Source organism: Streptomyces sp. DG1A-41 (genome assembly GCF_037055355.1).
Classification (GTDB): Bacteria; Actinomycetota; Actinomycetes; order Streptomycetales; family Streptomycetaceae; genus Streptomyces.
On the sequence record NZ_CP146350.1, the window covers coordinates 4996032 to 5020953 of the forward strand.

The 24922-nt window shown below is 60.7% G+C and carries 25 protein-coding genes and 11 tRNA genes; 7 read left to right on the forward strand and 29 right to left on the reverse strand.

Features of this window, described 5'->3' with window-relative positions:
- Positions 1-48 precede the first annotated feature (48 nt).
- The 29 genes from V8690_RS23225 to V8690_RS23365 form a co-directional block, all read right to left on the reverse strand.
- Positions 49-1620, reverse strand: coding sequence for a glycosyl hydrolase family 28-related protein (locus V8690_RS23225; RefSeq protein ID WP_338781726.1), 1572 nt, complete (start codon positions 1618-1620; stop codon positions 49-51).
- A 66-nt stretch (positions 1621-1686) separates the two neighbouring features.
- Positions 1687-2751, reverse strand: a complete 1065-nt coding sequence (locus tag V8690_RS23230) for a hypothetical protein (RefSeq protein WP_338781728.1) — start codon at positions 2749-2751, stop codon at positions 1687-1689.
- 6 nt (positions 2752-2757) lie between these two features.
- Positions 2758-3990, reverse strand: coding sequence for a hypothetical protein (locus tag V8690_RS23235; RefSeq protein ID WP_338781730.1), 1233 nt, complete (start codon positions 3988-3990; stop codon positions 2758-2760).
- Positions 3991-4016: 26 nt separating this feature from the next.
- Positions 4017-4922 (reverse strand): phage tail domain-containing protein, encoded by a 906-nt coding sequence (locus tag V8690_RS23240; RefSeq protein ID WP_338781731.1) that lies wholly within the window; start codon positions 4920-4922, stop codon positions 4017-4019.
- 105 nt (positions 4923-5027) lie between these two features.
- A complete protein-coding gene (locus V8690_RS23245) occupies positions 5028-9674 on the reverse strand; it encodes a transglycosylase SLT domain-containing protein (RefSeq protein WP_338781732.1) in 4647 nt (1548 codons plus the stop codon).
- Positions 9675-9683: 9 nt separating this feature from the next.
- Positions 9684-10097: a hypothetical protein gene (locus V8690_RS23250; protein WP_338781733.1), complete on the reverse strand. Its 414-nt coding sequence runs from the start codon at positions 10095-10097 to the stop codon at positions 9684-9686.
- Entirely contained in the window at positions 10097-10405 is a 309-nt protein-coding gene (locus tag V8690_RS23255) for a hypothetical protein (protein ID WP_338781734.1), read from the reverse strand. Before V8690_RS23255 ends, V8690_RS23250 begins: the two co-directional genes overlap by 1 nt.
- 69 nt (positions 10406-10474) lie before the next feature.
- Positions 10475-11071, reverse strand: a complete 597-nt coding sequence (locus V8690_RS23260) for a hypothetical protein (protein ID WP_338781736.1) — start codon at positions 11069-11071, stop codon at positions 10475-10477.
- Positions 11072-11427: 356 nt separating this feature from the next.
- The gene (locus V8690_RS23265) at positions 11428-11814 is read right to left on the reverse strand and encodes a hypothetical protein (RefSeq protein WP_338781737.1); all 387 of its coding nucleotides are present in this window, start codon (positions 11812-11814) and stop codon (positions 11428-11430) included.
- Complete coding sequence (locus V8690_RS23270) at positions 11811-12095, reverse strand: hypothetical protein (protein ID WP_338781738.1); 285 nt, start codon at positions 12093-12095, stop codon at positions 11811-11813. The genes V8690_RS23265 and V8690_RS23270 overlap by 4 nt, the downstream gene beginning before the upstream one ends.
- 74 nt (positions 12096-12169) lie before the next feature.
- Positions 12170-12487, reverse strand: a complete 318-nt coding sequence (locus V8690_RS23275; protein ID WP_338781739.1) for a hypothetical protein — start codon at positions 12485-12487, stop codon at positions 12170-12172.
- Positions 12480-13079 carry a phage gp6-like head-tail connector protein gene (locus V8690_RS23280; protein WP_338781740.1) on the reverse strand — a complete coding sequence of 200 codons (600 nt, stop codon included), beginning with the start codon at positions 13077-13079 and terminating at the stop codon, positions 12480-12482. Before V8690_RS23280 ends, V8690_RS23275 begins: the two co-directional genes overlap by 8 nt.
- 9 nt (positions 13080-13088) lie before the next feature.
- Positions 13089-14129 (reverse strand): hypothetical protein, encoded by a 1041-nt coding sequence (locus V8690_RS23285; RefSeq protein ID WP_338781742.1) that lies wholly within the window; start codon positions 14127-14129, stop codon positions 13089-13091.
- A gap of 15 nt (positions 14130-14144) precedes the next feature.
- Complete coding sequence (locus tag V8690_RS23290; protein ID WP_338781744.1) at positions 14145-14723, reverse strand: hypothetical protein; 579 nt, start codon at positions 14721-14723, stop codon at positions 14145-14147.
- A gap of 68 nt (positions 14724-14791) precedes the next feature.
- Positions 14792-16216 carry a phage portal protein gene (locus V8690_RS23295; RefSeq protein WP_338781746.1) on the reverse strand — a complete coding sequence of 475 codons (1425 nt, stop codon included), beginning with the start codon at positions 16214-16216 and terminating at the stop codon, positions 14792-14794.
- 3 nt (positions 16217-16219) lie between these two features.
- Positions 16220-17602, reverse strand: coding sequence for a hypothetical protein (locus tag V8690_RS23300; protein WP_338781748.1), 1383 nt, complete (start codon positions 17600-17602; stop codon positions 16220-16222).
- 199 nt (positions 17603-17801) lie between these two features.
- Positions 17802-18224, reverse strand: a complete 423-nt coding sequence (locus V8690_RS23305; RefSeq protein ID WP_338781750.1) for a hypothetical protein — start codon at positions 18222-18224, stop codon at positions 17802-17804.
- Complete coding sequence (locus V8690_RS23310) at positions 18221-18382, reverse strand: hypothetical protein (protein ID WP_338781752.1); 162 nt, start codon at positions 18380-18382, stop codon at positions 18221-18223. The genes V8690_RS23305 and V8690_RS23310 overlap by 4 nt, the downstream gene beginning before the upstream one ends.
- Before the next feature lie 57 nt (positions 18383-18439).
- Positions 18440-18515, reverse strand: a tRNA-Pro gene (locus tag V8690_RS23315).
- 151 nt (positions 18516-18666) lie between these two features.
- Positions 18667-18739: transfer RNA gene (locus tag V8690_RS23320), tRNA-Trp, on the reverse strand.
- Positions 18740-18801: 62 nt separating this feature from the next.
- Positions 18802-18874, reverse strand: a tRNA-Lys gene (locus tag V8690_RS23325).
- 4 nt (positions 18875-18878) lie between these two features.
- A tRNA-Met gene (locus V8690_RS23330) sits at positions 18879-18951 on the reverse strand.
- A gap of 4 nt (positions 18952-18955) precedes the next feature.
- A tRNA-Gln gene (locus V8690_RS23335) sits at positions 18956-19027 on the reverse strand.
- A gap of 4 nt (positions 19028-19031) precedes the next feature.
- Positions 19032-19103: transfer RNA gene (locus V8690_RS23340), tRNA-Asn, on the reverse strand.
- A gap of 5 nt (positions 19104-19108) precedes the next feature.
- Positions 19109-19179, reverse strand: a tRNA-Ala gene (locus tag V8690_RS23345).
- 4 nt (positions 19180-19183) lie between these two features.
- A tRNA-Asp gene (locus tag V8690_RS23350) sits at positions 19184-19256 on the reverse strand.
- Positions 19257-19259: 3 nt separating this feature from the next.
- Positions 19260-19330, reverse strand: a tRNA-Gly gene (locus V8690_RS23355).
- A gap of 56 nt (positions 19331-19386) precedes the next feature.
- Positions 19387-19461 (reverse strand) — tRNA-Ile (locus V8690_RS23360).
- Positions 19462-19549: 88 nt separating this feature from the next.
- A tRNA-Phe gene (locus tag V8690_RS23365) sits at positions 19550-19623 on the reverse strand.
- An 874-nt stretch (positions 19624-20497) separates the two neighbouring features.
- Between V8690_RS23365 and V8690_RS23370 the strand changes: the two genes are divergently transcribed.
- The 7 genes from V8690_RS23370 to V8690_RS23400 all read left to right on the forward strand — a co-directional run bounded on the left by V8690_RS23370 (position 20498) and on the right by V8690_RS23400 (position 24661).
- On the forward strand, positions 20498-20935 hold the full coding sequence (locus V8690_RS23370) for a hypothetical protein (RefSeq protein ID WP_338781754.1): 438 nt from the start codon (positions 20498-20500) through the stop codon (positions 20933-20935).
- Between the two features lie 595 nt (positions 20936-21530).
- Positions 21531-22286: a PD-(D/E)XK nuclease family protein gene (locus V8690_RS23375; RefSeq protein WP_338781755.1), complete on the forward strand. Its 756-nt coding sequence runs from the start codon at positions 21531-21533 to the stop codon at positions 22284-22286.
- A gap of 138 nt (positions 22287-22424) precedes the next feature.
- Positions 22425-23258: an AAA family ATPase gene (locus V8690_RS23380; RefSeq protein WP_338781756.1), complete on the forward strand. Its 834-nt coding sequence runs from the start codon at positions 22425-22427 to the stop codon at positions 23256-23258.
- 37 nt (positions 23259-23295) lie between these two features.
- Positions 23296-23649 (forward strand): hypothetical protein, encoded by a 354-nt coding sequence (locus tag V8690_RS23385; protein WP_338781758.1) that lies wholly within the window; start codon positions 23296-23298, stop codon positions 23647-23649.
- A complete protein-coding gene (locus V8690_RS23390; protein ID WP_338781759.1) occupies positions 23649-24104 on the forward strand; it encodes an endonuclease VII domain-containing protein in 456 nt (151 codons plus the stop codon). The genes V8690_RS23385 and V8690_RS23390 overlap by 1 nt, the downstream gene beginning before the upstream one ends.
- Positions 24079-24324: a hypothetical protein gene (locus V8690_RS23395; RefSeq protein WP_338785677.1), complete on the forward strand. Its 246-nt coding sequence runs from the start codon at positions 24079-24081 to the stop codon at positions 24322-24324. Before V8690_RS23390 ends, V8690_RS23395 begins: the two co-directional genes overlap by 26 nt.
- Before the next feature lie 43 nt (positions 24325-24367).
- Complete coding sequence (locus V8690_RS23400; RefSeq protein ID WP_338781760.1) at positions 24368-24661, forward strand: hypothetical protein; 294 nt, start codon at positions 24368-24370, stop codon at positions 24659-24661.
- Positions 24662-24922: the final 261 nt, after the last annotated feature.

Consider the following 24922-nt stretch of genomic DNA (forward strand, 5'->3'; position numbering starts at 1 on the left):
AGCAGAAAGGCGGCCACGGGAAATCCGCAGCCGCCTTGTGTCTGGGGGTTAGGAGATAACTCGGTCCTCGGCATAGTTGTTGCCGGCCACAGTCGTGATTCCGGTGAACCGGATTCGCTCGTTGGTGCCTTCCTGGAACACTCCGGCCGTGAGGCCGTGGAGGTAAGCGCCCATCACGTTCACGTCTCGCGCGTTGGCGACCCGTACGCCGTACTGGGGGCTGGTGTTGGCCGTGCCTCCGTCGTCGGTGCCCACGTAGCAACCGAGGCCGGTCACGACCACAGGAGCCCTGTTGAGCAGAGCCAATCCGGCGTAACCACCGCCACCAGGGCCCCCATTGCGGCCATCACGGCGGGTATTCAGGGCGCTGATGAGGAAGGGACCGTTACCGGTCGCGTCCACCCTCACGCCATCCCACCCGTTTCGGTCGGTGCTGCATGCGCTCATGGTCATGGACCCGCTTCCGGGCCAGTTACCCCACGCACCCGTGATGTGGTAGCCGTACCCACCGCACCATTCGACTCGGCAGGCATCAAGAATCGTGTTGGCCGAGTTCACCAGCTTGATTCCAGTCGCCCAGCAGCCAATTACCTGAACGTCTATCAGAGAGAGGTCGGTCTGACGTTCAAACACGATGCCGTTAGCCTTGCAGTTGTCGACCATGACAGAGTGCAGGCGCCATGAGTAAGGCCACTCATTCCCGGCATTGCCAGCGGTGATGACGCCGTTGTTCGGCATCTTCCGAATGCAGACATCTCGCATTACAACGTTCTGCACGTTACCCATGGAGTAAACGCCATCAAGGGTTCCGGTCGGCACCTTTGAACCATCGAGCATCAGATTGAAAATCCTCTGCTCGCCGTTGATTGCTGGATGCGTCCCGTCGTTGTCTCCGATGATCTGAATCATGGCCCCGGTCGTGAATGAGGGAAGGGCCTGGATGTAGCACGGGAAATCCTCGTCGACCATCCCAGGGCCGATCATCAGGTTGGAGTGCGAACCCATGAGGGTCACTCCGCGGGGAAGGTCCAGGGGTGCCGAAGTGCGATAGACACCCTTGGGGAAGTAGACGAGTCCCCCGATGCCGGCGGCGTTGATTGCCGCCTGAATGGCTGTCGTGTCGTCTGTGACTCCGTCGCCCTGGGCGCCGAAGGTGGGGGCCTGAACGTTCAGCCAGTCGAGGAGATCCGGGGGCGTGAGAACGGGGATCTGAGACGTTGGCACCTTGCCCGTGGTGTCGAGCGTCGCCAGGCCGTTAGCGGCGCCCCGGAGGGCCTCCAGCTCGGCCATGACAGCCCCTCGCGACCCGTGGGGGTCATCCGCTGCCACGTGCGCGGACAGGCGCTCTCCAACGTCGTTAGCCACCACCGCAACCCGAGAGCCCCCAAAGTCCAGCCACAGACGCTCAACGCCTTCGGGACCGTAGAAGCCAGGGATCATCCCGTCCTCGTCGGCAACCAGCTCGGTGATAGCGGCGCCGGACTGGTCCGTGAGGTCGGTTACCTGGGAAGCACCCTCGCTGGAGCCGTCCCAGCAGGTTCCGGTAGCACCAGGGACACGGGCACCCGTAACGTCCTCAGCCACGTCAGCGGCGGTGCCGCCGAACAGAAGTCGAGCCATGAAATCTCCTTAAGGGCAACAAAAAAGCCCCCAAGGAGGGGGCTGAGGCAGGCGTAATGTCGGGGGTTAGATCTCGGCGGCCTCGTAAATCCCGGAGATTGTGAGGAATCCCTTGCGTGGGAAGATCTTCAGTCCATCGAGTCCCTGTGATGTGGTGCTGGAGTTAGGGACGTAGAGGTACAGCGTGGATGTGCTCCCGCCCCTGTTGGTCTTTCCAGTGACCTCAAGGAAGTTAGGCAGGGCCGGGGAACGGCCTGCGCCGTTGTTGTCAACGTGACCGGTAATGACCTGACCGGTAGCGCCATTGGCAGGAGTCGGCAGCTTCACGCCGATGATCCAGTTGTCACCACTTGCCTTGATGTCGGACGAGGATGTACTAGCGATGTAGGCCGAGAACCAGACGGTATTTGGGGCGATCCAACGCCACCGACCCGTGCGCGTGGTCGGGTTACCGCAGTTGACCATGCTTGGCGTGTACGTCAGAGACTTGCCCAGGTGACGAGTAATCACGTGTCCGTCTCGGCCGTTAAAAGCCTCATACTGCGTGTAATTGTTGTTGTTGTCCATGTCGAGTGTGAACGCACCACGAGGCAGCAGTGCCGCACCCTCGGTCTCGTTCCACGGGAAGGCGACAGTGGAAGGGCGATTGAAGGGCATACGGCCCTCAATGGTGACGCTCGCGTTGTTCGCAGCAGCAGTGACCGCGTACAGCGGCATTTCCCAGAGTCCACCCGCCTGCCGGCGGGGCGTTGGCTCCTTGGGGGTGGCCGCAGCCGTACCCGTGACAACGGCGATGTTCACCGCGCTCTTGGCCATGTCAGCCTGAAGAACGATCAGGTCCTTACGCGGCTTGGTGGTGCTGTTGTTGGGGATCGTGACGGACAGCATCGCCGTGAGGCTGTAGTAGAAGCCGCCCACCCAAGCCTTGCCCGGGTTGATCTGAACAGTGCGACCGTTCACAACCGAGGCGTTAAACGGCAGGGAGTTGGTTCCGTAGGTGGAGGCGGTGAGCTGGAAATCAACCCTGTCCCCGCCCCACATGTTCGCCATGGCTTGCCACTGGGACTGAGAGACGATCTGAGCACCGCCATTGGCATTGTCGGCGTTGAACGGGTAGCTGATCTCTGCCATGCGGCCTCACATCCTTGCTTCAAGTCGACGTAGCTTTCGCTGCATGTCGTAAACGGTCTTGTAGAGGTTCAGCGGGTCTCCCGTGCCTTGCTTGCCGATCTTTGGAGACACGTCCTGGACGTTTCCGCCATCGTCGACAGACACGACAACCTCCCGGACAACATCGACGTATTCCGTTCCGTCTACTGCAACGGTCACCTTGTCGCCTACGAAGTAGTGCTTACCGAATTGGCAGTCTGGGGTGTCGATGGGGTAAATCTGGAAGTTGCCGTTTCGCTCGCCCTCTTCCAAGACGGAACTTGCGGCATCCTTGGCGGCTTCCTTGGCGTCCTCAAATTCCTGATCCGTCATGGTCGAATCAGCCTTGATGACGGCTCCTGTAGAGGTATTCACCTTGAGCTGAATGTCACGGCGGTCTACAAACTGTTCTACCTGCATTCCCCACTCGGCCTCAGCTTCCGCGTCAACCTTTTGGTAGTAGTACCGGTCGAACTTCTCGCCAGCACACCCGACGATGGCCCGAGTAACCTTGGGGGCGCTGAGAGTCCAAATGAACTCGCGCAGGTTTCCCAGCTCGGGTGAGAAACGCACTTCCTGAGACTTGTCAGTAGGGCGGAAGACTTCCAGGTCAATTCGCTGTGCCTGGGCGTTGTAGACGAAGCGGTAGGCGACACCCTTAACGTCAAACCACTCTTCGAGCTTGGAGCCGATTACGTCCATTCGCATCTGATCCGCGATCACAGGAAACGGCAGGGCCACCCCGTCAGGTTCGGTTCCGACGTTCAACCCGGTCACTCGTCGATCTGCAAGAGCACCAGGACCAAGAGCCCAGTTCAGCTCTCGCCATACGTGCTTCTCCATAGGAACCGAGGGCGCGACTAGGCGCCAGGGCCGAGCGGCCTGATACTGATTGCTTACAGTCCTGGTGGGGTCAGGGAAGGCGAGACGCTGATAGGCCAGTGTGTTGTGACACTTTCCGGCGATGTAAAGCGAGCCCGGCCCTGTGTGCTGAAGCTTGGTCCAGTATTTCTGGTAAGTCTGAACCTGCCCTGACAGAAGCGGCTTGGAAACACCGTCCTGCCAAATGGAGATCCCTCCACCCTTCTCAATCAGCTTAGATTGCGGAGTGTCGTCCTTGATGAGGAGTTGCCAGGCGCCTTCCTGAGAAAGGCGCACAGTGAAGTCAAGCGAGATCCATTCATCGATCTCGCCAACACGCTTCAAGTTCTTGTCGAACACCTCAACCCGGTAGCCCAATAGTCCCCCTAGACGAAAGATGCGTACCGGGGTTGGAAGGTGAGCACAACTGCGGCCTTGCCGGATCCGGTTACAACTGAAATAGATGCGTTGGTGTCGCCTGGTTCCACTGACCAGAACTGTGGATTGGTAGCGAGCTTGGGCCAGTAGTTGGCGCCTAGGTCGTCCTTGACGGTCTTCTTCCCGGGCCGGGTGTCAATGGTGAGAACGCGTCCCGCCGGCACTAGGTCTGAGCCGTCAGCGGGCGGAGATGCCTTCACGCTCTGGTTGGTAGGGCTCTTGAGCGTGAATGACTTGATCGGCCCGTAGAGCTTCCATATAGGCCATGCCTCGATGTCCCCAGGATTACTGATGACGAGGCTTTCGCCAGGACCACCCATGACACCGTCACTGATCCGCATAGGAAAGAAGGCCGCGGTTGTGCTGAGAAGCGGTTCACCTGTACCGAAGTCCCATCGCACGGTTTCTGACCGGTCCTGGTAAAACCAGGGATCGAATGCGGAGAAGCTCAGTCCGTACTTGGCCCACGTGAACCCCGCAGAGTCCGTGCCTTCAGAGCCCTCCATACCGCCCTTGTAGTAGGCGGTGAGCTGACGAGTCCGGCCGTTGCCCTCGGTGAACTTCAGAAGGCAGTAACCGCGCTTCGGATTGAGCGCCTGGAAGAAACGCCGCTTGAGCTGGTTCACGGTCTGCCGGTCAACCCCGTACAGGTAGACCGGAATCATGATCTCTCGGGCTGCTGCACGAGCTGAGCGGTAGATAGCCCCGTCTAGGTTGGGGGAGTCGTCGGAGAAGAGAGCGAACGGCGGCATGTCGAGGCCGGTTGCTCCTGGCTGCATGATGACTGCTGGCCACTCTCGGCCGTTGAACAGGGTCAGGGGGATTTCCTCCCCCTGACCGTTGTTCCCGACCACAGAGACGCTCGTCCGACCCCACTGGACGGGTGCCGGCGGTGTCGGCCTAATGACAACAGGCGCCGCCGGTCTGGCCCGCACAGGGATTGGCATAGGGAGCCTCCTTTACAGGTTCGTGTAAAGGGCCTCCGCTGTACGAAGCGCCCTCAGCACTGCCTGAGGCGTCGGCTCCGTGCGAGCCTCATGGACGTGAATCTCATACTTCTTGCCGTTGAGAATCCCTTCGGTCTCCGTGTTGTTGAACACCCGCTCGCCACCACCAAAGGCGACGAGTTCACGGCCCTTCTCGCCCACCATGGCGAGCCCTGGTGAAGCGGATATGGTCCCGGTCGCATAGCCCTTGTTTCCGGACAGAGCCCTTTGCCAGTTGGAGCCGTAGCGGTTTCTGGCATAGTTGAGGCCGGAATAGATGTTGGCTAGCGGGTTAACAGAGGTTCCGTAAAGGAATGGCCCCGTCTTTCGGAACGGCCCTGCCCAGCGCTGGAAGGTAGGTCCAATGACCTGCATAAGGCCGACGGACGGATGCCCCATCTTCCAGTTGCTATCCCACTTGTTGACGACGGTCGGGTTACCCCCGGACTCGACGCCAATTCGGTGCATGACCAGCGGGAGGGCGGTAGCGGGAAGGCCGAGCATCCCGAGGGCCTGAGCGGCAACGGGCGCCCATCGCTGAACGCCCTTTCCAGAACCGGGCTCAACGATCATGTTGGCGATATCAGGGATGTTCGCCGTGACCTTTGAACCGCTACTGAAGTCGAACAGGCCCTTCGTGTTCGGCATGGCTTCCTGAGCATTGGCCATCACGCCACCAAGGACGCGACCCGCGTAAGCCATAGGAGCGTTTCGGATTTCCTTAACGGTGTCGACCATGTCAATCAGGCTGTTGTACGAGCCCGAGAAGATTCCGCCGATATCGTCGAAGGCATCCGAGATGGCACCGAAGGGATCGGTTGCCAGATCCCATATGGAGCTTGCCGAGTCCTTCACCCCACTGAAGAGGTTGTCCCAGACCTTGCTTACGGTCTCCGTGCTGAAGACGTGACCCATGTACCGCTTACCTCGGTCAACGATGTTGCCCGAGCCCTTCCAAACGTCGGACCAGAAATAGTCACCGAGGACAGGCCCAAGGGCCCCACCGAGGATTCCCGCAATCTGACCGACTCCGGAAGGAACTCGCTTGAGGAGCGAGAACAGATCCTCAGTCATCCAGTCGTACATGCCACGGAACTTCGTAGCGGTCACAGAACCACCGATGCCGGCGGAGTGGTCACCAGTCCGCAGAATGCCACCCTGAACGCTTCCGCCCAGCGGGTCAGAGGACCCGTCGAGCTTCATCGTCTTGAGCATCGCTGTACCGACAGGAGCGATATTCTGGAGGTCGATCATTTCCCGGATTGCGTCCAGGTTCAGGGCGCTTCCGCCGCCACTAGTACCGCGAGCGTGGCGGCTGATCTTTCCTCGGACAGCGAGGGCGTTCCATGTGTTGATGGTCTCCTCACCCAGGGCATTGGTTACCTCAGGACGGAGAACGGATTCACCCGGCGACAGAACTGCCGGAATGTTGTCGACCCATGGGGCATAGCCCGGCATGACGCCGTACATAGAAACGTCTGCCTGAGTGGCAACACCACCGCGGGCGTTCTTCTTGCCCTTTGAGGAGCCGCCCCCACCACCGGGAGACTTCTTCCCGATGCGCCCAAGGGCGTCATCGAGGCCGTCACCCTCGTCCTTGGCCTTCTTCAGAGCCTTGGCAAGGTCATCGACATGCCCCTTGACCTTGGACAGGGAGCGGCCGTTCAGGAGACCGACGCGACCCGCAAGCGAGCCCGCACCCGTACCTTGGCCAACCTTCTTGTAGGCGTCATCAGCGGAACTCGTGAGCTTCTTGAACTCCTGGATGATGTCCGTCAGCCGACGCTTGTTCAGGTTGGCCGTACGGCCAGAGGTGGACGAGGACATAGCCCCGTCGCCGATCTGGTCGGCAGCACGCTTAGCAGCGTCTCTCAGGTCGTTGATGGAGCCGGTGACTCCGCTGACCCGCTTGCCGTCGAGGTTGCCAACCCGGGTGTTATCGGAAGTGATTTCCTTCCCGGCGTTCTGCGCAGCCGACTTGAGCTGATCGAACTCGGCGGTGACCGCGTTGAGGTTCTTGCCGTTCAGCACGTCAACGTCGTTCTTGACCGTGCCAAGGCGGGAGATCACATCACGGGCAGCCTTGTCGACCTTCTCTACCTCCTGGCGGAGCTGGTTGAGAGAGGTGTTGTTGGTCTGCTGTGCCTGCTGCTGGAGCGAGTTGACGGCCTGGCCCGCCTGGTTAGCGGCACCCTGGACTGAACCGTTGCCGTTGCCGGCGAGCGCGGCCGTGATCTGCCGCAGGGACTCACGGTTGGTCTCGCGCAGCTCGTCACGCAGTCGAGCGGCCTCGTCCCGAGCCTCACGGATCTGGTCCTCAAGGGCCCGGATCTGGCGCTGTCCGTCCTGCTGACGGCTGTCACGGCCCATGAAGCCGTCTAGGAGCCGCTGACGAGTCGTCCGGCTGTCGCCGTTGCGATTCGTCGTCTGCTGCTGCCTGTAGGCGTCACGGCCTGCCTGGCGTACCTCACGACGAGATGAGCCGTTGCTACGGGCCTCGTTGCGAGCGTCCCGAGCTGCGGCACGCTGGCTGCGGATGTCCCGCTGTCCCTCGTAGGCGCGTACACCAGCTCGTGTCAGAGCTGCGGCGGGTGTGAAGAGACGACCCACCAGGCCCGTGGCCTTGCCGATCACCTTGGACAGGAGCCCAACAGCAAGGATCAGCGGGCCCCACTTGAGCAGGAACTCAGTGATCGGCCTAGCTAGATCAGCTAGCCCGGATTCCTCAATCCAGGTTGCGGCACGGTCAATGGTGCTGATGAAGGTCTCAACACCGTCGAGGAACAGCCCAAGGAAGTCGTCGACCTTCGGACCGTACTTCTTGGCAAGAGCCTCGATCTGCTCAAGGATCCCGCCCTCACCCGCGATCCGGTTACCGAGGTCGGTGTACCGATAGGTTCCGTCCTTGCCTTCCTCGACAAACAGATTGCCGAGTTCAAACGAAGCACGCTCCTTCATCTGCTGAAGTCGACCGGTGATGGTCTCGCTGGTCATCTTCGCGGCAAAACCCTTGGAGCCCTCACCCGTTGCGGAACCACCCTTGTATTTCTCGGGGTTCCAGTAATTCAGCATGGCATCCATGATCTGGCGACCGGTAACACCGCCACCGTCCTTGGCAGGCGTGCCGATGACCTTCCACATTTCCGTAGAGTTCTTGAACCCGAGGAGTGCGGCAAGTTCAGAGGCGGGCATACCCGAAGCGGCAGCGAGCTGCTTCACGTTCTTCGTGGGCGCCCGGTCCATATCCATGATCATGTCCATCGCGTACATAGCGCGCTGGAATTGCTGAGGGTTCAGGTTGCCTGCTCGGGCCATCGAGTCACCGATAGCCATAATCAGGTCAGTCGTTTGTGCGGCAGCGCTGTTTGCTGCCTTCGTCCGCGTACCCGCGTCCTTGCTGTACCAGCTCTTATCCGTACCAGCAACAGAACGGATGAGCTTCATTTGGTACTCGTGCATGACGTCGATCGAGAACGGCGTATTGATCGCGTATTCCTGGATAAGCCGCATCTGCTCAGCAGACGCAGACTTGGAAACACCCGCCGAGGACAGGCCGAGCTGACCCAGAAGACGCTTATCCGCATTCTCGACACCGATAGCCGTCAGAGCGGCGCCGGCACCAGCCAGAGGCGCAAGGAAACGGGTGCTCAAGATGTTGGCTGCCTCGTTGATAGACATGCCGACCTGATCGAACCACGTACCCATACGGCGCAGGGCCGTTCCCGTCCTTGTGAAATAGGACTGAGTAGTCGTGTTCGTGGTGTTGATGTTGCGGTTCAGGTCACGGATCTGGTCCCGGAGAACCGTCATACGCCGCTGCTGGTCAGCAATGCCGTCCTGAAGCGCTGCACGCTGAGCTGCTGCCTGCTCCCGCAGAGCGGCGACCTGCTGACGTACTGCGTCCCGCTGAGCCTGGACCTGAGCCCGCATAGCAATGCGGTGAGCGGCAGTCTGCTGCTGAAGCTCAGCCCGGTAACGAGCCGTCTCCTGCTGCATGGTCGCAATCCGAAGGCGGGATGCCTCCCGCATCTCGATTTCACGGGAGCGGTTAGCCTCCCGAAGAGCCTGGATCCTCAGACGCTCCTGAGCCTGCTCAAGCCGGGTCTTCTGCATCTCCAGCCGAGCGTGATCAGTTGCGCCCTTCCTCATCAGGCGAAGGCGGTCCTTCTCCAGCCGCTCAGCGGCGGCCTGGCGCTGCTTGGCTGCCTGCTCTTCCTGACGAACCGTCTCCCGGAGCGCTGCCTTCGTAGCAGTGGAAGCCCTCTTTAGAGCCTTCTCCTTCTTCTGCTCCAGGTCCCGGAACTGACGCCAACGCTTAGCAGCTTCCTCGCCGTACTCGCGAGTGATCTGCTCCTCAATGCGCTTCAGGTCCTTAGCGGATTCCTTCTTGCGCTTCCTCGTATTCTCGTTGGCCTTCTTGGCAGCCTTGTCGACCTCGCCCGGCAGAGTCTCAAGACCCTTCTTAGCACCGGCAGTGATGTCCCTTGCTGCCTTGGCGCCAAGCTCGCGCATCTCCTTCTGAACCTTGCGGCGAAGCTCTTCCACGTCCTTCTGAAGGACCTGAGGAATGATCTCGATGTAGCCCGTACCGACCTTGATTGGGCCTCGTCCTTCAGCCATGGAGCCCCCTTAGGCGCTATTAAGCCGCCCAAAGAAGCCGTTGAGTTCATGCGCATCGCTGAATTCTGGCTGCCGCTCGGGCTGTGGCTCCGGTTCACCGGGCCGTGGAATCGGTGGAGGAAGCTCAAGGTCTCTGGCGTCGGACTCGTCGACGTTTGCCTTGAGGAAAAGGAAATTGGAAAGCTCAAGCGCGTCAGACATACGCGCGAGCATGTAATCACTCTCAGGCCACTTGGCACGTTCGTCCATAGCCATCAGGAGAGTTGACCGGCCGGGCTTGCTCATCAGTGATTGGATGAGTACGCCGACCCGGCGAAGAGAGAGCCGTCCACGCCACAGGTCCAGGAAGTCAACCCCGAAGAACTCAAGCAAGTCGGCTTCTAGTTCATCGGGGAACTCCTGAATGACGCGGACGACTGCCATCAGTTTCCCGAGTCGTCGTCACGCCCCTGGGCCTCAGACATCTTCCGAGCAAGCTCACCGAAGTCCTCAATGTCCGGCTCGGTGGACAGGTAAGCGGCCCACTGGTCCTCGCCAAGGATGAGCTGAGTTGCAACCAGCTCGTCATCAGTCATGAGAACCTGAAGCGGGAAGTGACGAGGGTGCGGGAGCTTGAAGGCAAGCCCGCGGTGCTCGAACGTGGCAAAGGTCTTCTTTGCCTCAGCGGCAGCCGCAGCAACCTTCTTGGCGCCGTTGTTCTTCTTCGCACCAGACTTCTTCTGCGTAGACATAGGAGGCTCCTTGGGGTGGGGTGAGAGAGAGTGCCGGGGGCGTAACCCCGCCCCGGCTCAGGGACCTACTTACGGAGTGACGGCCTCAACGATGTCGTCATTGGTGAGGACGTAGCCGAGGCTGCCGGCGGAGTCGAGAGCCTCAATGGTCAGCTCGAACTTGCCGTTCTCAGTGCGGGAAAGCTGAATCGCGCCTCGGTCCGAAATCATGGCTCGTGGGATAACCACGCGGTTCCGGATCGCACCCTGATTCCAGTCCACAACGAGGCTGATTTCCTTCAGCTCAGGAGTGGACGACAGGTCGAGCTTGAAGACGCCCGTCCCAACAGGGGTCGGATCGCCCGACATGATCTCAACCCACTCGGCACCCCAGAAAAGCTCAGTGGTGACCTCGTTGGTTTCCTGCATCGTGGCCTTCACGCTGAAGCTCGCGGAAGTCACGTTGTAGAGCACGGCGGTAGCCGACTGCCACGCATTGACAGGCTGAGTCTCGATGGCAGGCGTGAGAGTTACGCCGCCCTCGTCCACGTAGCCGAGCGCCTTGTAGCCAGTCGGCGCGGTGCCGGCCGTACCGAGATCAGCCGGAATGGTAAGGCTCTCTGTGGCTGGAGCTACGTAGATGGAACCGTTCGGCGCAAACCGAATCTTCTTAGCGTCATTGGCCATGGGGCCTCCTGAGGGCACAAAAAAGCCCCCAAGAGGGGGCGTGGCGGTTAGAGTTGAGGGATGCGGGACGTATATGCGCTACACGGAGGGGCGGCCTCAGCAAGCCTGCTTCTCGATCCGACCGGTAATCGTCCGGCCATCCTGACTGAGGTAGCCGTATGGCGGGAGGATCAGGGAAAGGGCTGGGGGAGCGAGATTCTGAGGTTGGTTTGCGCCGAGGCTGATACGGAGGGCATTTCGCTTATGCTCTCGGTCGACCCCGGACCGTGCGGCCTTTCCTACGAAGCCCTAAGGAGTTGGTATGGCCGTTACGGGTTCGTTGGAGACTCCACCGATGACGTGATGGTCCGGCTTCCTCAAGCTGCTGTGTAGAAAACCGCTACCTGTCCGCAATACACGTGCTCACGGGAGGAGTCGTCAGGGTCGTATCTCGGAGAGTCAATCTCCGTCACGTCCAGGACAAGGGCACCACCAACGGCAGTGTCAGGAAGATCCTCTAGAAGCTTCTCGCGTACGAGAAGGGCGAGATCGACGGCTTCCTTGCGGTCCATTGAGTAAGCGGCATACTCAACGTCGATCCGGTCCATGCGGTCCCGCACAACCCGGAATCCGCCCATGTGCTCTAGGTATATGGCTGTCTCGCCGGTGACGTGGTTGTTGAGGTCACCCAAGACGGAACCCTCAGGGATCTCCGTAAGGGATTCAAGGTAGGTGACCAGGAACTCAATTGGGTCGATCCTCATTCCACCCTCATCTTCAGAAGGGCGCCCTTGAGGTACCTACGGCCCTTGACCCTTCGGCCTCGGGGACTGGTGAACCCACGCTCTTGCAGCATCGCGTGACGAACCTGCGGATCGTCCTCGATCACCACGTTGCCGAACCAGCCGTGTGCGTCGAGCCGCACATACGCCTCAAGGTTTTTCTTGATGGCGTTCCAGGGGAGTGGGCTGTGTCCTCGCCTAGGGGCGTCGGTGATGGCTCGGTGAAGCAGCTCACCCGTGCGCTTGGCTACCAGCTCCTTCACGTCAGGGAGGGACAGCGCTTCGCGCTTCCAGCCCTGGTGAAGCACAAGCCGGGTTCGGGCACCCCTGGGTGTGGTCATCGCAGAGCCCTCCAAGCGGACACCTTCAGGTGCCGGCGGGAGGTGTAGCCCCACCGCTCAGGCTCTCCGTCCACCTCATAGAAGGCGTCACCGAGCTTCACGCGGTCGCCAGAGGCGACCACAGCCCCGAAGGGCAGGAAGACCGTGAGTCGTTCCTGAGACAGGTCACGGTCAGGGGAGAAGGACTCGTAGGCCCTGTATGGCTGGACAGATGCCGTCCCCTCCCAGACCTTCACGGCCTGGTTCCAGTCGGGACGGCTGGTGTATGCGTTCGTGAGCGTGGGAGCCCGCCAGACCTCTACGGGGTCAGTCATGGAGAACAACGGGCCCCCTCAGGTCGAGGACAGGGCCTTCCTTGCGGAGCGTCAGGGAGCCGACGGACCCCCGGCGCCAACGTCCTTGACGGAGGCTGGTCCTGGTGGCCGCTGAGAGCGACTGCGCCGAGCTGGCACCTGAGAAGGTGACTTCGACCTCTCCGACCCGCTCTGACTCCACACCGGGGGAGAGCGCAAGCCATCTGATCACCTCTGAGCAGGTGATTGCCCTGAGGGAAGCGGGAGCGTCCTCGTAGCCCCAAGAGGCGGTGAGGGTCACCGCGGATTCTCCCCAGCCGGCATCACGGGTCAGATGACGGCCGTTGAAGGTGTAGTCAGTGACCGCCTGGCCGTCGACCAGGACGGCCGACACGGTGAGGAAGGTCTGATAGCGAGTCGGGACAGGGAGGACACAGCCGCCCTCGGGATAGAGGGTGATGCTCTGGTCACTCCGCCTGTCCATGTCTCGGCCGCAGTAGTCCTCAACGAGTCCCGTAACGTCTGCCAGGAAGGCGGAGACACGAGCTGTTTCGTCTGCGGCGACGGGCCGCCCAAGACGGGCGGCCACATCGTCAACGGAAGCCAGAGGCAAGGCGCCTCCTTACACCGCGTTGTGAGACGTAATCAGCGCCTCGACGTTCTGCGCCACGATGAGCTGTTCTGGCCTGATCACCTTGCTGTCGTAGATGACACGGCTCTTGATGGCGTTGGTGAACTTCGCCTCTGGCTGGTATGCCTGCATCTCCGCGAACGGAACGATGAGCGAAACCGCAGAGGTTGAGCCCATGAACATGTCCACGCTGGAGAAGTCCGTGTGACGGTTCTTGACAAGCTTCTCAGTGGAACGGGTGTGTGAACCCAGGGTGTTCGCGACGCGAACCGGGACACCGAGAATCTGACCGATGACACCGGAAGGCATAACCGCGCCCCCACCGAAGTGGCTGGCATCGATGAACTTCGGGTCACGCAGAAGCGCAGAACGCAGCTTCGGGGAGATAAACAGGAATCGATCCTGACCGGCGCCCTTGATGTCGAGGTTTTCGAGCATCGCCACGACGAAGTCATAGACAGAAATGTCAACGCCCGCAGTGAAGTTAGCGTCAACAATGGCGTCAATCTTGCCGTGCAGAGCGGGCAGACCCGAAACGGTCGCGTTGCGGTCCTCGGAGCCGTTCAGGTCCTTACCAGCGACCGCCGCAAGAATCGTCTTGGCAATGAGCGAATCCATGGTGTTCGCCAGAGTGCGAGCACGCTGCTTGACCAGATTCGACATGAGGTCAATACCGGTCTTGGTCTGGAGCTGGTGAAGGTTGTCAAGCTCCAGGTGGAACGAGCTGCCCTTAGCAACGGTCATCTTGATGTACTCAAGTGCCGCGTGGTCCGCCGTACCGATAGAACCGTAAGCCTTGACGATCCCCTTATCGGTCACCGTGTCGACGAAGTGCGGGATCCGCACGACATCGCCCTCACGCCGGAACTCGCCCTCATACTGGCGATTCACGATCTCCGGGGAACCGAGTACAAGATTGTCGTCCAGGTCCTCAAGGAGCTGGGCAGTCCAAATCTCGGGAATGAAATGGCCGCCTGGGGCCTGGAGCTGGCCGGCACCTGGGTTGTTACCGGCCTGAGTGGTAAAGGTCATGCGTTACCTCATTTTTCAGAGGTCCCCCCGCATAAGAGCATCGAGCTTGCCAGCCTTTCGAGCAGCAGCTACCTCCTGGGGAGACATACGGGAAAGGGCGTCACGGCCGATCTGACCGGCGGCATAACCCCCGGAATCGCCCTGACGGCCAAGGCCAATCCCCTGGGCAAATTCAGGGGTCTTGGACGGCTGCGGAAGGGACGACACAAACGTCTGAATTGCAGTCGAGTCAGGAGATCCGTCAGCGCCAAGGAAGCGCTGAACGTTCAGGAACTCGGCAGGCGGCAGAGTCACACCAGCGGTAGCGGCCTGTACCCGAAGCTCCGCCTCAACAAGGCGGGATCCAACCTCGGAGAGAGCCGCATTGCGCGCCTCTTCCCTGGCCTTCTCAATCGCCTTCTCGGCGTCCGTCATGGACGCTTCCTTGAGCGACGAAAGCTCAGTCCGGGCCTCGTTAAAGTTCTTCTCGTTCCGACGGCTGAGTGCCTTCCAGCGCTCTACGTCCGCCTGAAGCTCCTCGACGGTCGGAGCCTTCTGGGCCTCGGTGCCGGCGGGAGCCTGCTGGTTGTTCTCGGTCTGCGTGGTGTCGTCCATGGGAGCCTTCCATTTCGGTGGCATCAAAAAAGGCCCCCATTTCGGGAGCCGTCCTTAAGTGGTGTGGGCTAAGCAGCCTTGCGGGCTGCGTTACCCGAATTGCCCTGAGGAGCCTTGCGGGCCGCCTTCTCGGCGTCCTGCTGGCCGTTAGGCTGTTCCGGCTGAGGGGCCGGGTACTTCTTCGCCAATTCCATTGCGTCCTTGGCGTCCTGCTCCCGCATGACGCGGAATCGCTCAATCTGCTGCGGGGTGTAACCAGCATCAAGAAGGAGCTGATCTCGGGGAACGCCGATCATCTGAGCCTTCAGAAGGGCGTCATAATGCTGTGCTTCAGTCCGGTTCTCAGGGTCGCGCCAGATAACCTCAGCCCCGTGGGCATCGGCTCTCTTGTCTCCCATAACTCGGAACGCCAACCTCATGATGCGTTCCCAGGCCTCACCGAAGTGCAGCATGCGTTCCCGCGTCTTAGCGATAAGGCCAGCCTCCGCAGAGGTGATGGACTCACCGGAGGGCGCCGTACCGCCGTTCAGCAGGAAATAATGGAATGGGACCCTCGATGTGCTGGCCAGGTGCTGGACTAGCATTTGGACCAGATTCACATAATTCTTCAGGTCGGCGGCTTCGAATTGTCCAAAACGAACGTCGGGGTTTTCGGCCTGAAGGAGCTTGTCAACGGCGACCTTGTAAGGCTCGACAGGGCGTCCCTGCTCGTCCTCCTGGATCTCCAGGCCGGTCACGTAACGCTGCGGCCAAGCCGCGTACTCGCTGGCTACCAGTGCGTCAGCAACGGTCTTGTTGATGGCGTCCTGGAGGGGGATGACCACAGCGAGGTCAGATAGAAAGGGGCCAGTCAAGCGAGACCGGTTGGGGATCGGGATGACCGGAGGTTCCCCCAGGGGGTTCTTGGCGGCCTTGTAGTCGCCCCACTGACCGGTCATACCTGAGCCCGTGTAAACGAAGCCATTCCACCAGAGCGTGACGAATTCACGACCCCAGTCGTCCGTATAAAATTTGGCGGCTGCCTCGATATCCCAGCGACTTCCAGGCTTGTACTGGACCACCACATTCTCAGCGCTCTCGATGCTGATAGTCGGCTGGCCGGCACCGTCCGCCCAGACGATGGCGTAGGAAACTCCGTGCACCATCGCGTCAAGGTGAGCAGCGTTCGCTTCCGCGTCCAGGTGATTTCGCTGCCAGATCTCGCGGGCGTCCTTGTCCCCGCCCGGCTCATCCGTCATCTGGAACCCATCGATGAACATTCGCTCATTCACCGAGTCGACGATGAGCCCACAGAAGTTGTCCGACCAGCCATCAAAGATGCGGCCAAACTCCGACTGGTACTTAGCCTGAGCGAACACCATCTTTTGGTGCTTGCCGTCGTAGTAGTCCGAGCAGAACCGGAGATAGGTCCGGCGCCTGAGTAGCTTTGCGTGTAGCCAGTCCACCCACCCCGAGGGGGAGTTAGGTGGAGACCCAACCTCAATATCGGCCAACGGCTACCACCCCACTACTCTGGACCTCCGAATCTGCATGCGGCCATCAGCGATGGCGTCAGCTCTCGCTTCAAGAGCGAGCACGGCACACACGGCAAGGTCGATCTTCCTTTTGGATCTCGGGCTGTCTTTCTGAATGAGGAGCCCCTGAGGAACCTCACGAGTAACGGCGTTCAGCACGTGGCGAGTGAGCCGGTAATCTCCGTCGTGCTTCAGGTCACCGACCATTGCGGCAGTGCGGAAGCGTTCAACGGCCTGCGTCATCCTCGTTGGCTTGTTCGTCCAGAACTCAAATACGGTGTCGTCACCGTGCTCGATAGCCCAACGGCCGATGTTCTCTTGCCAATACGGCGGATCGCAGTACATCCAGGCGACCCGATACGTCTTGAAGGCGCTATTAACTGCGGCCTCAACGGCGAGAACGTCAACTTCCCAGTCATCAGGAGCGTTCTCAGGACGCTCCCAAACGCCGAGGACAAACAACTTGGCATCTCGGAGGCGAACGCCGCACAGCCCAGTTGAGTCACCGCGGATCGAGCCGTCAAAGCCGATGGCTATTTGATCGCCCGGCTTGATCGGGTCGTCCTCCGAGTAACAGGCATCCCACTCGCTCTTACTCATCCAGCCGTCGGAACTCTCCGCGATCTGGTTGAAGAAGAAGCGGCAATACGTGCTGTCGGGTGTCGTGCGGTCGTAGATAATCGTTCGTGTCAGGCCGTCAATGTCGGCCCACGTTGCATCGCCATACGCCTCTATGAGGGCCGCTCGAACGGCCTCGGGGTCTCTGATGTCCTCCAGGGCTATGGAGCCCTCAAGGCAGTCGTAGAGCCAATAACCCTGAGCGACCATCTCAGACTCATGGATGATCTGAGCTACGGAATCCTCGTTGGGCGAGTAGGCATTGGTCGTTGAGACCCAGCGGGAACCCGCCTTGGTTGTCTTCTCGATATTCCGCTTCAACGTCTGGAAGAAGTCTGGGCCCCCATTCGAGGAAACCCAGTGATGGCATTCGTCCATAAGGCAAAACGACGGCCGATTTCCCTCGTTGGTCCTGCCCGCAGTGGCCTTAGGCTTGATGCTTCCAGGCTTGCCAGACTTGAACTGGACGATCATCTTTCCGATGTCCAGACCGTAAATAGCTTCGGCTGGAGACTCCGAAAGCATGCCTCGGATCATGTCCATTGTCTGTTCCGTCTGATCGAGCGCAGTGGCGCCAATCTGAACGACAGGCAGAGGGACGGGCTTACCTACTGGGAGGCCGAAGGCGTCGAAGTGAGAGAACCTGCAAGGGCCTAGGAACTCGACAATGGCGAGAGCCGCCAGCAGTGGAGTCTTGCTAAGCCCCAGCCCTTCGCTCGTCGGAGCGTTGCGGCTGAGTAGGTCCACCCCCCATCAGGTCGGATGCTGTAGAACCACAGCACAAACCTCAACTGCTCGGGAGTGAATTTCCACGGCTCACCCGCCGTGTCTCCGTCCGGCTGAACAATGAACTTCTGAGCCCAACGAATAATCTGGTATCCCAGAGTCTCATTCGGCTTCGGGACCCCTGCGGGCAGATTTCCTGTCTGCAAGGATCACCGCCTATCTAGGAGCCGTTCAGCAGCTTGTAAAGCTCCTCATCCATGTCCACCTCTTCAGGCGCCTCAGGCGCTGCGGGCTCGCCCTCGCCGGGCTTCTCGAAAGTCATTCGGAGTCGGGCGCGGTCCTCGACCGTCGCGCCCCACTTGGCGACGCGCTGACGGATCTCACCCGCCAACTTGAGGTCACCCAGAAACAGGCCGTCGACGAGCTTCGTCGTGAGCTCAAGCTCAGCCCAGTCGGTCTCAGTCCAAGCCGCTGTCTGCGGGGAGGTGCTCCAGGTACGCCAGAAGCGCTTAGCTCCAGGGGTGGAGATGCCGAGTCCCTTAGGCAGCTCGCGGCCGGGCTGAGGCTCCGCCGGCAACGTCTGTGCGTGCTCGTGGACGTTGCGCCGTTGCGCGTTCTCCTTGGGGGCTGGTCCTCGTGTCACGGGAGGCGCACCCCCGAGAGGTCCATGTCCACGAGGTCCGCCAGGTCCTCGATCTCGAAGAGCGCGTCTTGACGCCAACTCCGCTTCCGTTCGGCCCGGTTGGGCTGGTCAGCGGCTCGCAGGCGAGGGCCTTCGGGCTCGTCCTGGCGCTCGATCATTGGTGCATCACTTCCCTGAGGTAACAACAACAAAGGCCCCTCCTCGGGGGCCGGTGATGGTCTAGTCGGCAGGTCTCGAACCTGCGGCCTCCGCATCCCAAATGCGGCGCTCTGCCTACTGAGCTACGACCAGAGGAACCCGCCACCAGGGCCGAGCTGGTGTATGCGGGCCTGCACCGATTTCCCCGGCGCTGTATGTCCGGGCCACCTCGTGCGTGCCAGGGTGGTTGTGGTCAAGGCGTGCCCCCAGGTCGACCACGGGGCAGAGGCGATGACCACCACTGCTGAGCCGGTTGGACTCGAACCAACATCCCCCGGTTTTGGAGACCGGTGCTCTTCCGATTGAGCTACGTCCCATTGCGAGAGAGCCGCCCTCTGGCGGCCGAGGAGTGCATGCCCCGCTTACGTCTCTCGCTCCGTGAATCTGGTTGGACTCGAACCAACGGCCAGAGGATTAAGAGTCCCCCGCTCTACCAACTGAGCTACAGATCCAAAGTGGCGGGAGCGGGGATCGAACCCGCGGCCTCCGGGTTATGAGCCCGGCGCGCTACCAACTGCGCTATCCCGCTACAGCTCCCCGCCAAGGACTCGAACCTCAACTTCCGGGTCCAGGGCCCGGCGTGCTGCCAATTGCACCAGCAGGGAACGGCTGACATGGCTGGACTCGAACCAGCAACCTCGGGATTAACAGTCCCTCGCTCTGCCATTGAGCTACACGTCAATGAGTGGATCGTGTCGGATTTGAACCGCGACTCCTCCTTGCAAGGGAGGCGTGTTACCGCTACACCACACAACCCGAAGCGCTTCCTACCGGATTCGAACCGGCAGCCTTCCGCTCGACAGGCGGGCGCTCTGACCGTTGAGCTAAGGAAGCATGGGCGCGTTACGGGATTCGAACCCGTGTTACCTCCGGGCAGGAGGAGTCCTGAGCCACTAGACGAAACGCGCGTCCCTTCGGCCACCTGATCAAGGCGACTTGCCGGGACAGGGGAGCTACCCCACTGTTGACCATCCAGGATTCGAACCTAGGACCCCCGCCTTATCAGGGCGGTGCTCTAACCGGGCTGAGCTAATGGCCAAAGAACAGGTGCACGCCGCCTAAGTCGCGCTTTAAGCCCTCAGGAAAGGGCGCCTGTCTCTCCCGTGTTACTCGGCACGGGTACCTCGTCGACCCCACTGGATTCGAACCAGTGACCTCCGGGATTTCACTCCGGTGCTCTACGCGACTGAGCTAGAGGCCGTTACTGCTTCCGCCGTTCCTGGGCGGTCTTCTCTGCATGGCAGTGCCGACAGAGCGTCTGAGCGTTGTCGAGCGTCCAGGTACCGCCCTGGGCGATGGGGACGACGTGATCGACCTCCAGGCCGTCACGCTCACCGCAGCAGACGCAGGTGAACTGATCACGAGCGAGGGCCTGTGGTCTGATGCGGCGATCCCACTGCCGGCGGGCAGCGTCCCGGAGCTGGTTCCTCGCGCTTGTGCGTGACCAAGCCCTCTCGGGCGGTGCATGGGCGGCGCATTTGCCAAACCGGACCGTCCGTTTAGGGCACCCTGCAACGAGGCAGATGGACGCAGCTCGCGGCATACCGGCCCCCCTGTTCGCTCACGTGTTCGAACGCCTACGCGCAGCTCTGGACGCTCTTTTTGCGCCAATGGCTTGGTGGTGGCCTCGGAGGCTTCTGGTCTGGCGCCGAGGCCACCGCCCCATCCGGCTCTCTACCTGGGCCGCATTCGGCCAACAGGGAGACTCAACGGCGGGGCAAGATTGTCACTTAGGCAACAACAGTCAGTTGCCAAACAGTAAACAGCACGCTTGGTCTGTTACTCTAAGTGAGAGTTGGATGACTCATTCTGATGACTAGTCTTGTCCTTGACTCTCACTATGTATGTACGTGTCCTGTCGGCCCATGTGGGACGGCAGGGGCGTAGGGTGAGACCTGGATCACAGTGACTTGAATAAGCGGTGTAGGACGGCCATGGGGGCCGGTAGAGTGCCCGTACGCTCCCCGCTTCCTACCCGGTGGAGGTCACTGCCCAGTCAAGCGGATCGGATTGAGGACATGCGGCCATCGCTTCTTCCAGATAACTCGGAACTCCTTGTCATGGAAGCCGCCGGCATGACTCATCAGGAAATCGCTGACATCTATGGCGTTACGCGCCAGGCCGTCACCAAGCGCTTCAACCTGGATATGGGCGAATACAAGCGCGGGCGCCTTCAGGATGTCACCAAGGCTCTCCCTTGGGATTTGGCGGCCCATCCGGCCAAGAGCAAGTTGAAGGACCAAGAGTCCTTCTTGGGGTTGCGGGCATTCCTTCGGGCGAAGCTCGGTATCACTCTGTCGGACAGGTCTAAGCAGGCGCTCAGGGCCTTCCTGAACCACATCATGTCTGGAGAGGTGCTCACCCTGGACGACGCCCAGGGCGCCCGCTACGTCCGCCGTGACGTTCGCGACATCCCCGACCTGGTGATTCGGTGGCCTGAGGACGTGCCTCGGGACGACCGGATGGGGCTCTTCCGCTTGAGCCCAGCTCAGCAGACCTCAGTAGCTAGCTGACAAGATCGTCAACAGTATCGGGCCCAAACAGGCGTTGACCTGCGAGGGCCTCTTTTGGTTGTACGCCCAACGAACGCGCTTGCTGTGACCTCAGTCACATCCGTTTTCACGTTTGCTTCACACGATTTGCAACGTACTCTCAGATCACGAACGGGCCGCCGCACAGCCGTTCGAAGCACGAGGTACGGGGAGCGGGTGTGCTGATGGTCCTGGGGGGTGTGGTCTCTCGGTGGGCAACTCGAAGCGAGCTGCGAGACGCGATGAGGACAGCCCTGCCCATTGCGCGGGCTGAGGCGTACCGCTCTGAGGCGCTGCGCATCCTGCGCGTAGCTACGAAGACGGTGGGGACCTACTACGTGGTCACCGAAGCCGACTCGCTGTTTCCAGAGGACGAGTTGGCACTTCACGGGCTTGACCGTGAGCTGCTGGGGCCCTGGCGAAACCGGGTTGTGGAATCTCGGTTCTTCGATCACCCTCACAAATGGTTTCCACTATCCGAGCACTTTCATGTGCACCTGGTGCACCCGGAGGTGCGTCCCGTCTAGGGGGTTCATTGACTGACAGGTTTGCCAAGGTGGCCACGATGACTCGCAGCGTGAGTCAGGCCGAGCAGTATCTAGACAAGTGCCCGAAGCAGTACGAGCTACAGCGGGTCCGGGGAGTCACTCCGAGGCCCGCTGCTTGGTCTCATCAGGGAACCGCCTTCCATTCGGCTATCGAGAAGTTCGAGGAAGGCGGCCGACGACTCACCGCGGATCAGGTCGCAGATCTCTTCCACGGGGAGTACACAGCCCTTGTGAACAAGAGCCTCGAAAGGGAGCCTAACCTTGACCACTGGCTGACCGCCGGCACCGATGGCCAATCGGACATCGAGGGCCGCTATGTGCTGGGCATGACCCAGACGCGGGCTTATGTCGAGTGGGCACAGAAGGCTGAGCCAGTGATCTGGAAGGACCCCGAAGGTAAGCCCGGCATCGAAAGGCACTTGACGGCCAAGATCGGTGATGTCACCGTTCAGGGCTACGTAGACCAGCTCCTAGAACGGCCAGACGGTTCGGTCAGAGTCAGAGACCTGAAAACAGGTTCAACGAAGTCGAAGTTCCAGCTCAAGACATACGGTGTCTTGGTACGGAAAGTGTTGGGGGTGGAAGTCAATGATGCGGACTGGTACATGGCCAAGACGGGCGGACCGTCGAGGCCCGTAGACCTCACCGAGGTCACCGAGGACGCCGTAGCAGAAAGATTCGCGGAGCTGGACCAGGGCGTTAAGGCGGGTAACTTCCCCCCACGCCCGGGATTTCACTGCCGCTTCTGTGACGTTGCGTATGCGTGTTCCTCGCGTCGGAAGTGAAATGCCGTTGCTCATTTCAGCGACCATGGCATATGGTGAAAGCAGCAGGACGGGCCCCGGAGGGGCTTTTTTTAACCCCAGTAAGTTGCCTCCTGGGATCAAAGCCGGGTTCGATGAACGGGAAAGGAAGGTGAGCCGATGTTCAGCCTTGCTCAGTCGGTAAGGATTCGCGGGGCAGCAGGTGAGCCGATCCCTAACACGTTCAAGTCACTCAAGCGGCTGGAGGTGGAGTTCCGCCGCGCGGAGCTGTCTCTAGTCGTTGCCGGCCCCGGCACTGGAAAGAGCCTCTTTGCTCTCTTCCTGGCGATGATGGCAAACGTCCCTGTCCTGTACTTCTCGGCTGACTCCAGCTCCGCAACTCAGGTGGCCAGGGCTACGGCCATGATCACCGGTGAGGACGCGAAAGAAGTCAAGCAAGCCTTGACCGAAGGTGATTTCTCGGAGTACGAGAGCGCCCTAGGTAAAAGGTGGTGGACGCGCTTCAACTTCTCCGCCAAGCCCACGCAAAAGGAAATAGAGCTGCACCTCTTGTGCTATCTGGAGGTCTACGGATGCACACCACACCTGCTAGTGGTCGACAACGTTACGAACGTGGACACCGGGGCCGTGGGCGATGCAGAGAGCTACACGTTTGGGCTGGAGGGCCTGTGCGAATATCTGTCAGAAATGGCGAGGGCGACGAACGCTCACGTCCTCGGTCTCCACCATGTGACCGGGCCGCATTCGGACGGCCTGACGCCCATTCCGCTTAGCGGAGTGAAGGGGCAGGTGCATCGTGTGCCTGCCCTCATCCTGACCATGCACAAGGAGGTTGACGGAATGAACTCCCGCATCCTCAACGTGTCTCCGGTCAAGAACCGAGAAGGATTCGAAGATTCCTCAGGCGGGACCTTCGCGAGCTTCCGACTCAACCGCTCAACTCTGCGGTTGGAGGAGCTTGACGAGGAGCTTCCGGATTCTTTCGCTGCTTAATAAGTTGCCTCCTGGGATCGAAGGGCGTACGTTGAAAATGGAAAGCACGGCAAAGGTTCAGAGCATCCGGGGCGGCTTCAAGGCCGAGCGTGAGTTTGGCTTCGCCCTCGCAGAGCGGTTCAAGACGACGGACCTGGACCTTTCGGGGGTGGACACCGAAGGTGTTGCCCTGGTCATCGAGATCGGGGACCCTCGGCGTCTGAATCTCCACCAGCTTTCCCGGGTTCTCGTGGGGGCCGCCAAGGGCGGAGTGAAGACGGCAGTCATCCACTTTCCCAGCAAGGGACTGGCGACGGCTGTGCCGCTCTTCAACCTCTTCGCCATGGTGGACGAGAACTCTCGACTCAAGGAAATGCGCAAGCTGGAGGCGGCCATAAGGACGGGGGTCTAATGGCCGTAACCCGTAAGGGGTTCCGGGAGTGCACGAAGTGCGGGAAGAGCAGAGCTGAGAGGTTCTTCACCTCGTCTCGGGGGAAGGTCTGCTCTTCCTGCCGCAAGGCAAACCGCCGGCAGGCTGCTCGAAACGCTCGCATCCAAGCGACGTACGGGCTATCTGCCGAGGAATACCAACGCCTCTTTGAGGCGCAGGGCGGCAGATGTGCCATCTGCCAAGAGACACGCAAAACCAATTTGGCCGTGGACCACTGTCACAAGACAGAGGCGGTTCGCGGCCTCCTTTGTGCCCGCTGCAATGGGCAGCTCCTAGCGCGGGGGGCTAGGGACCGCCCGGATGTGCTGCGGCGGGCCGCTGATTACCTGGAGGACTTTCCGGCCTGGAGAGTCCTTGGACCGAGATACACCCACGACAAAGGGGAAACCAATGGCGAAGGCAGCGACCGCGACTAAGACCGTCGTTGAGGAGACCGTGACCCTCACTCTCTCCAAGGAAGAGGCCGAGGTCGTCATGACCCTGGCGGGAAGCGTCACGGGCAGCTCGGAGACCTCTCCGCGCAAGCACGCCGACTCCGTCTATTACGCGCTCAGCGCCGAGGGCCTTACGGCGCGCTACCGCCGACACCTGGACGGCATGCGCTTCCTGGATCAGCCGAAGTCGCGCACCTGGTAGTCCCGCGTCGTCCCTCACCGAACCAAACACCTAAGGAATAGCCATGGCTGAGGCCACCAAGAAGACTCGTACCGTCTCGAAGGACTTCGTGACGCTCACCCTTTCCATTGAGGAAGCCGAAACCCTCATGGCAGTGGGCGCGAAGATCGGCGGTGACCGCGAGGACAGCCCGCGGGCGCACTACGAGGCCATTGTGCGCGCTCTGAGCAGGGCAGGCGTCCGGGATTTCACGGCCTCCGGCGCACACCCCTACAAGCACCTCAACCGTAACGCTCCCGGCTTGATGTTCACCAGCAAGCCGCAGACCAACGCCAACGGCCTTTTCTACGGCTTCTGATGAGTGAGGAGCGTACGGGCTCTGACCCGTCCTACTCGCGTCAGTGGCGCGGCAATTACCACATGTGGCAGGCCGCAGCCCGCAAGTACGAATTCCCGGTGACGCGCTACAAGGTGGGTCCCAATGGTGAGCGACAGCTCATCGAGACCGCCAATCGCTAGAGTCCTCGCCCACTACTACGGGTTTGAGGCGAAGGCCGCGAGGGGGCGAGTGAAAATCGCTTGCCCCCTCCCTTCGCATCCCGACTCTAATCCTTCAGCG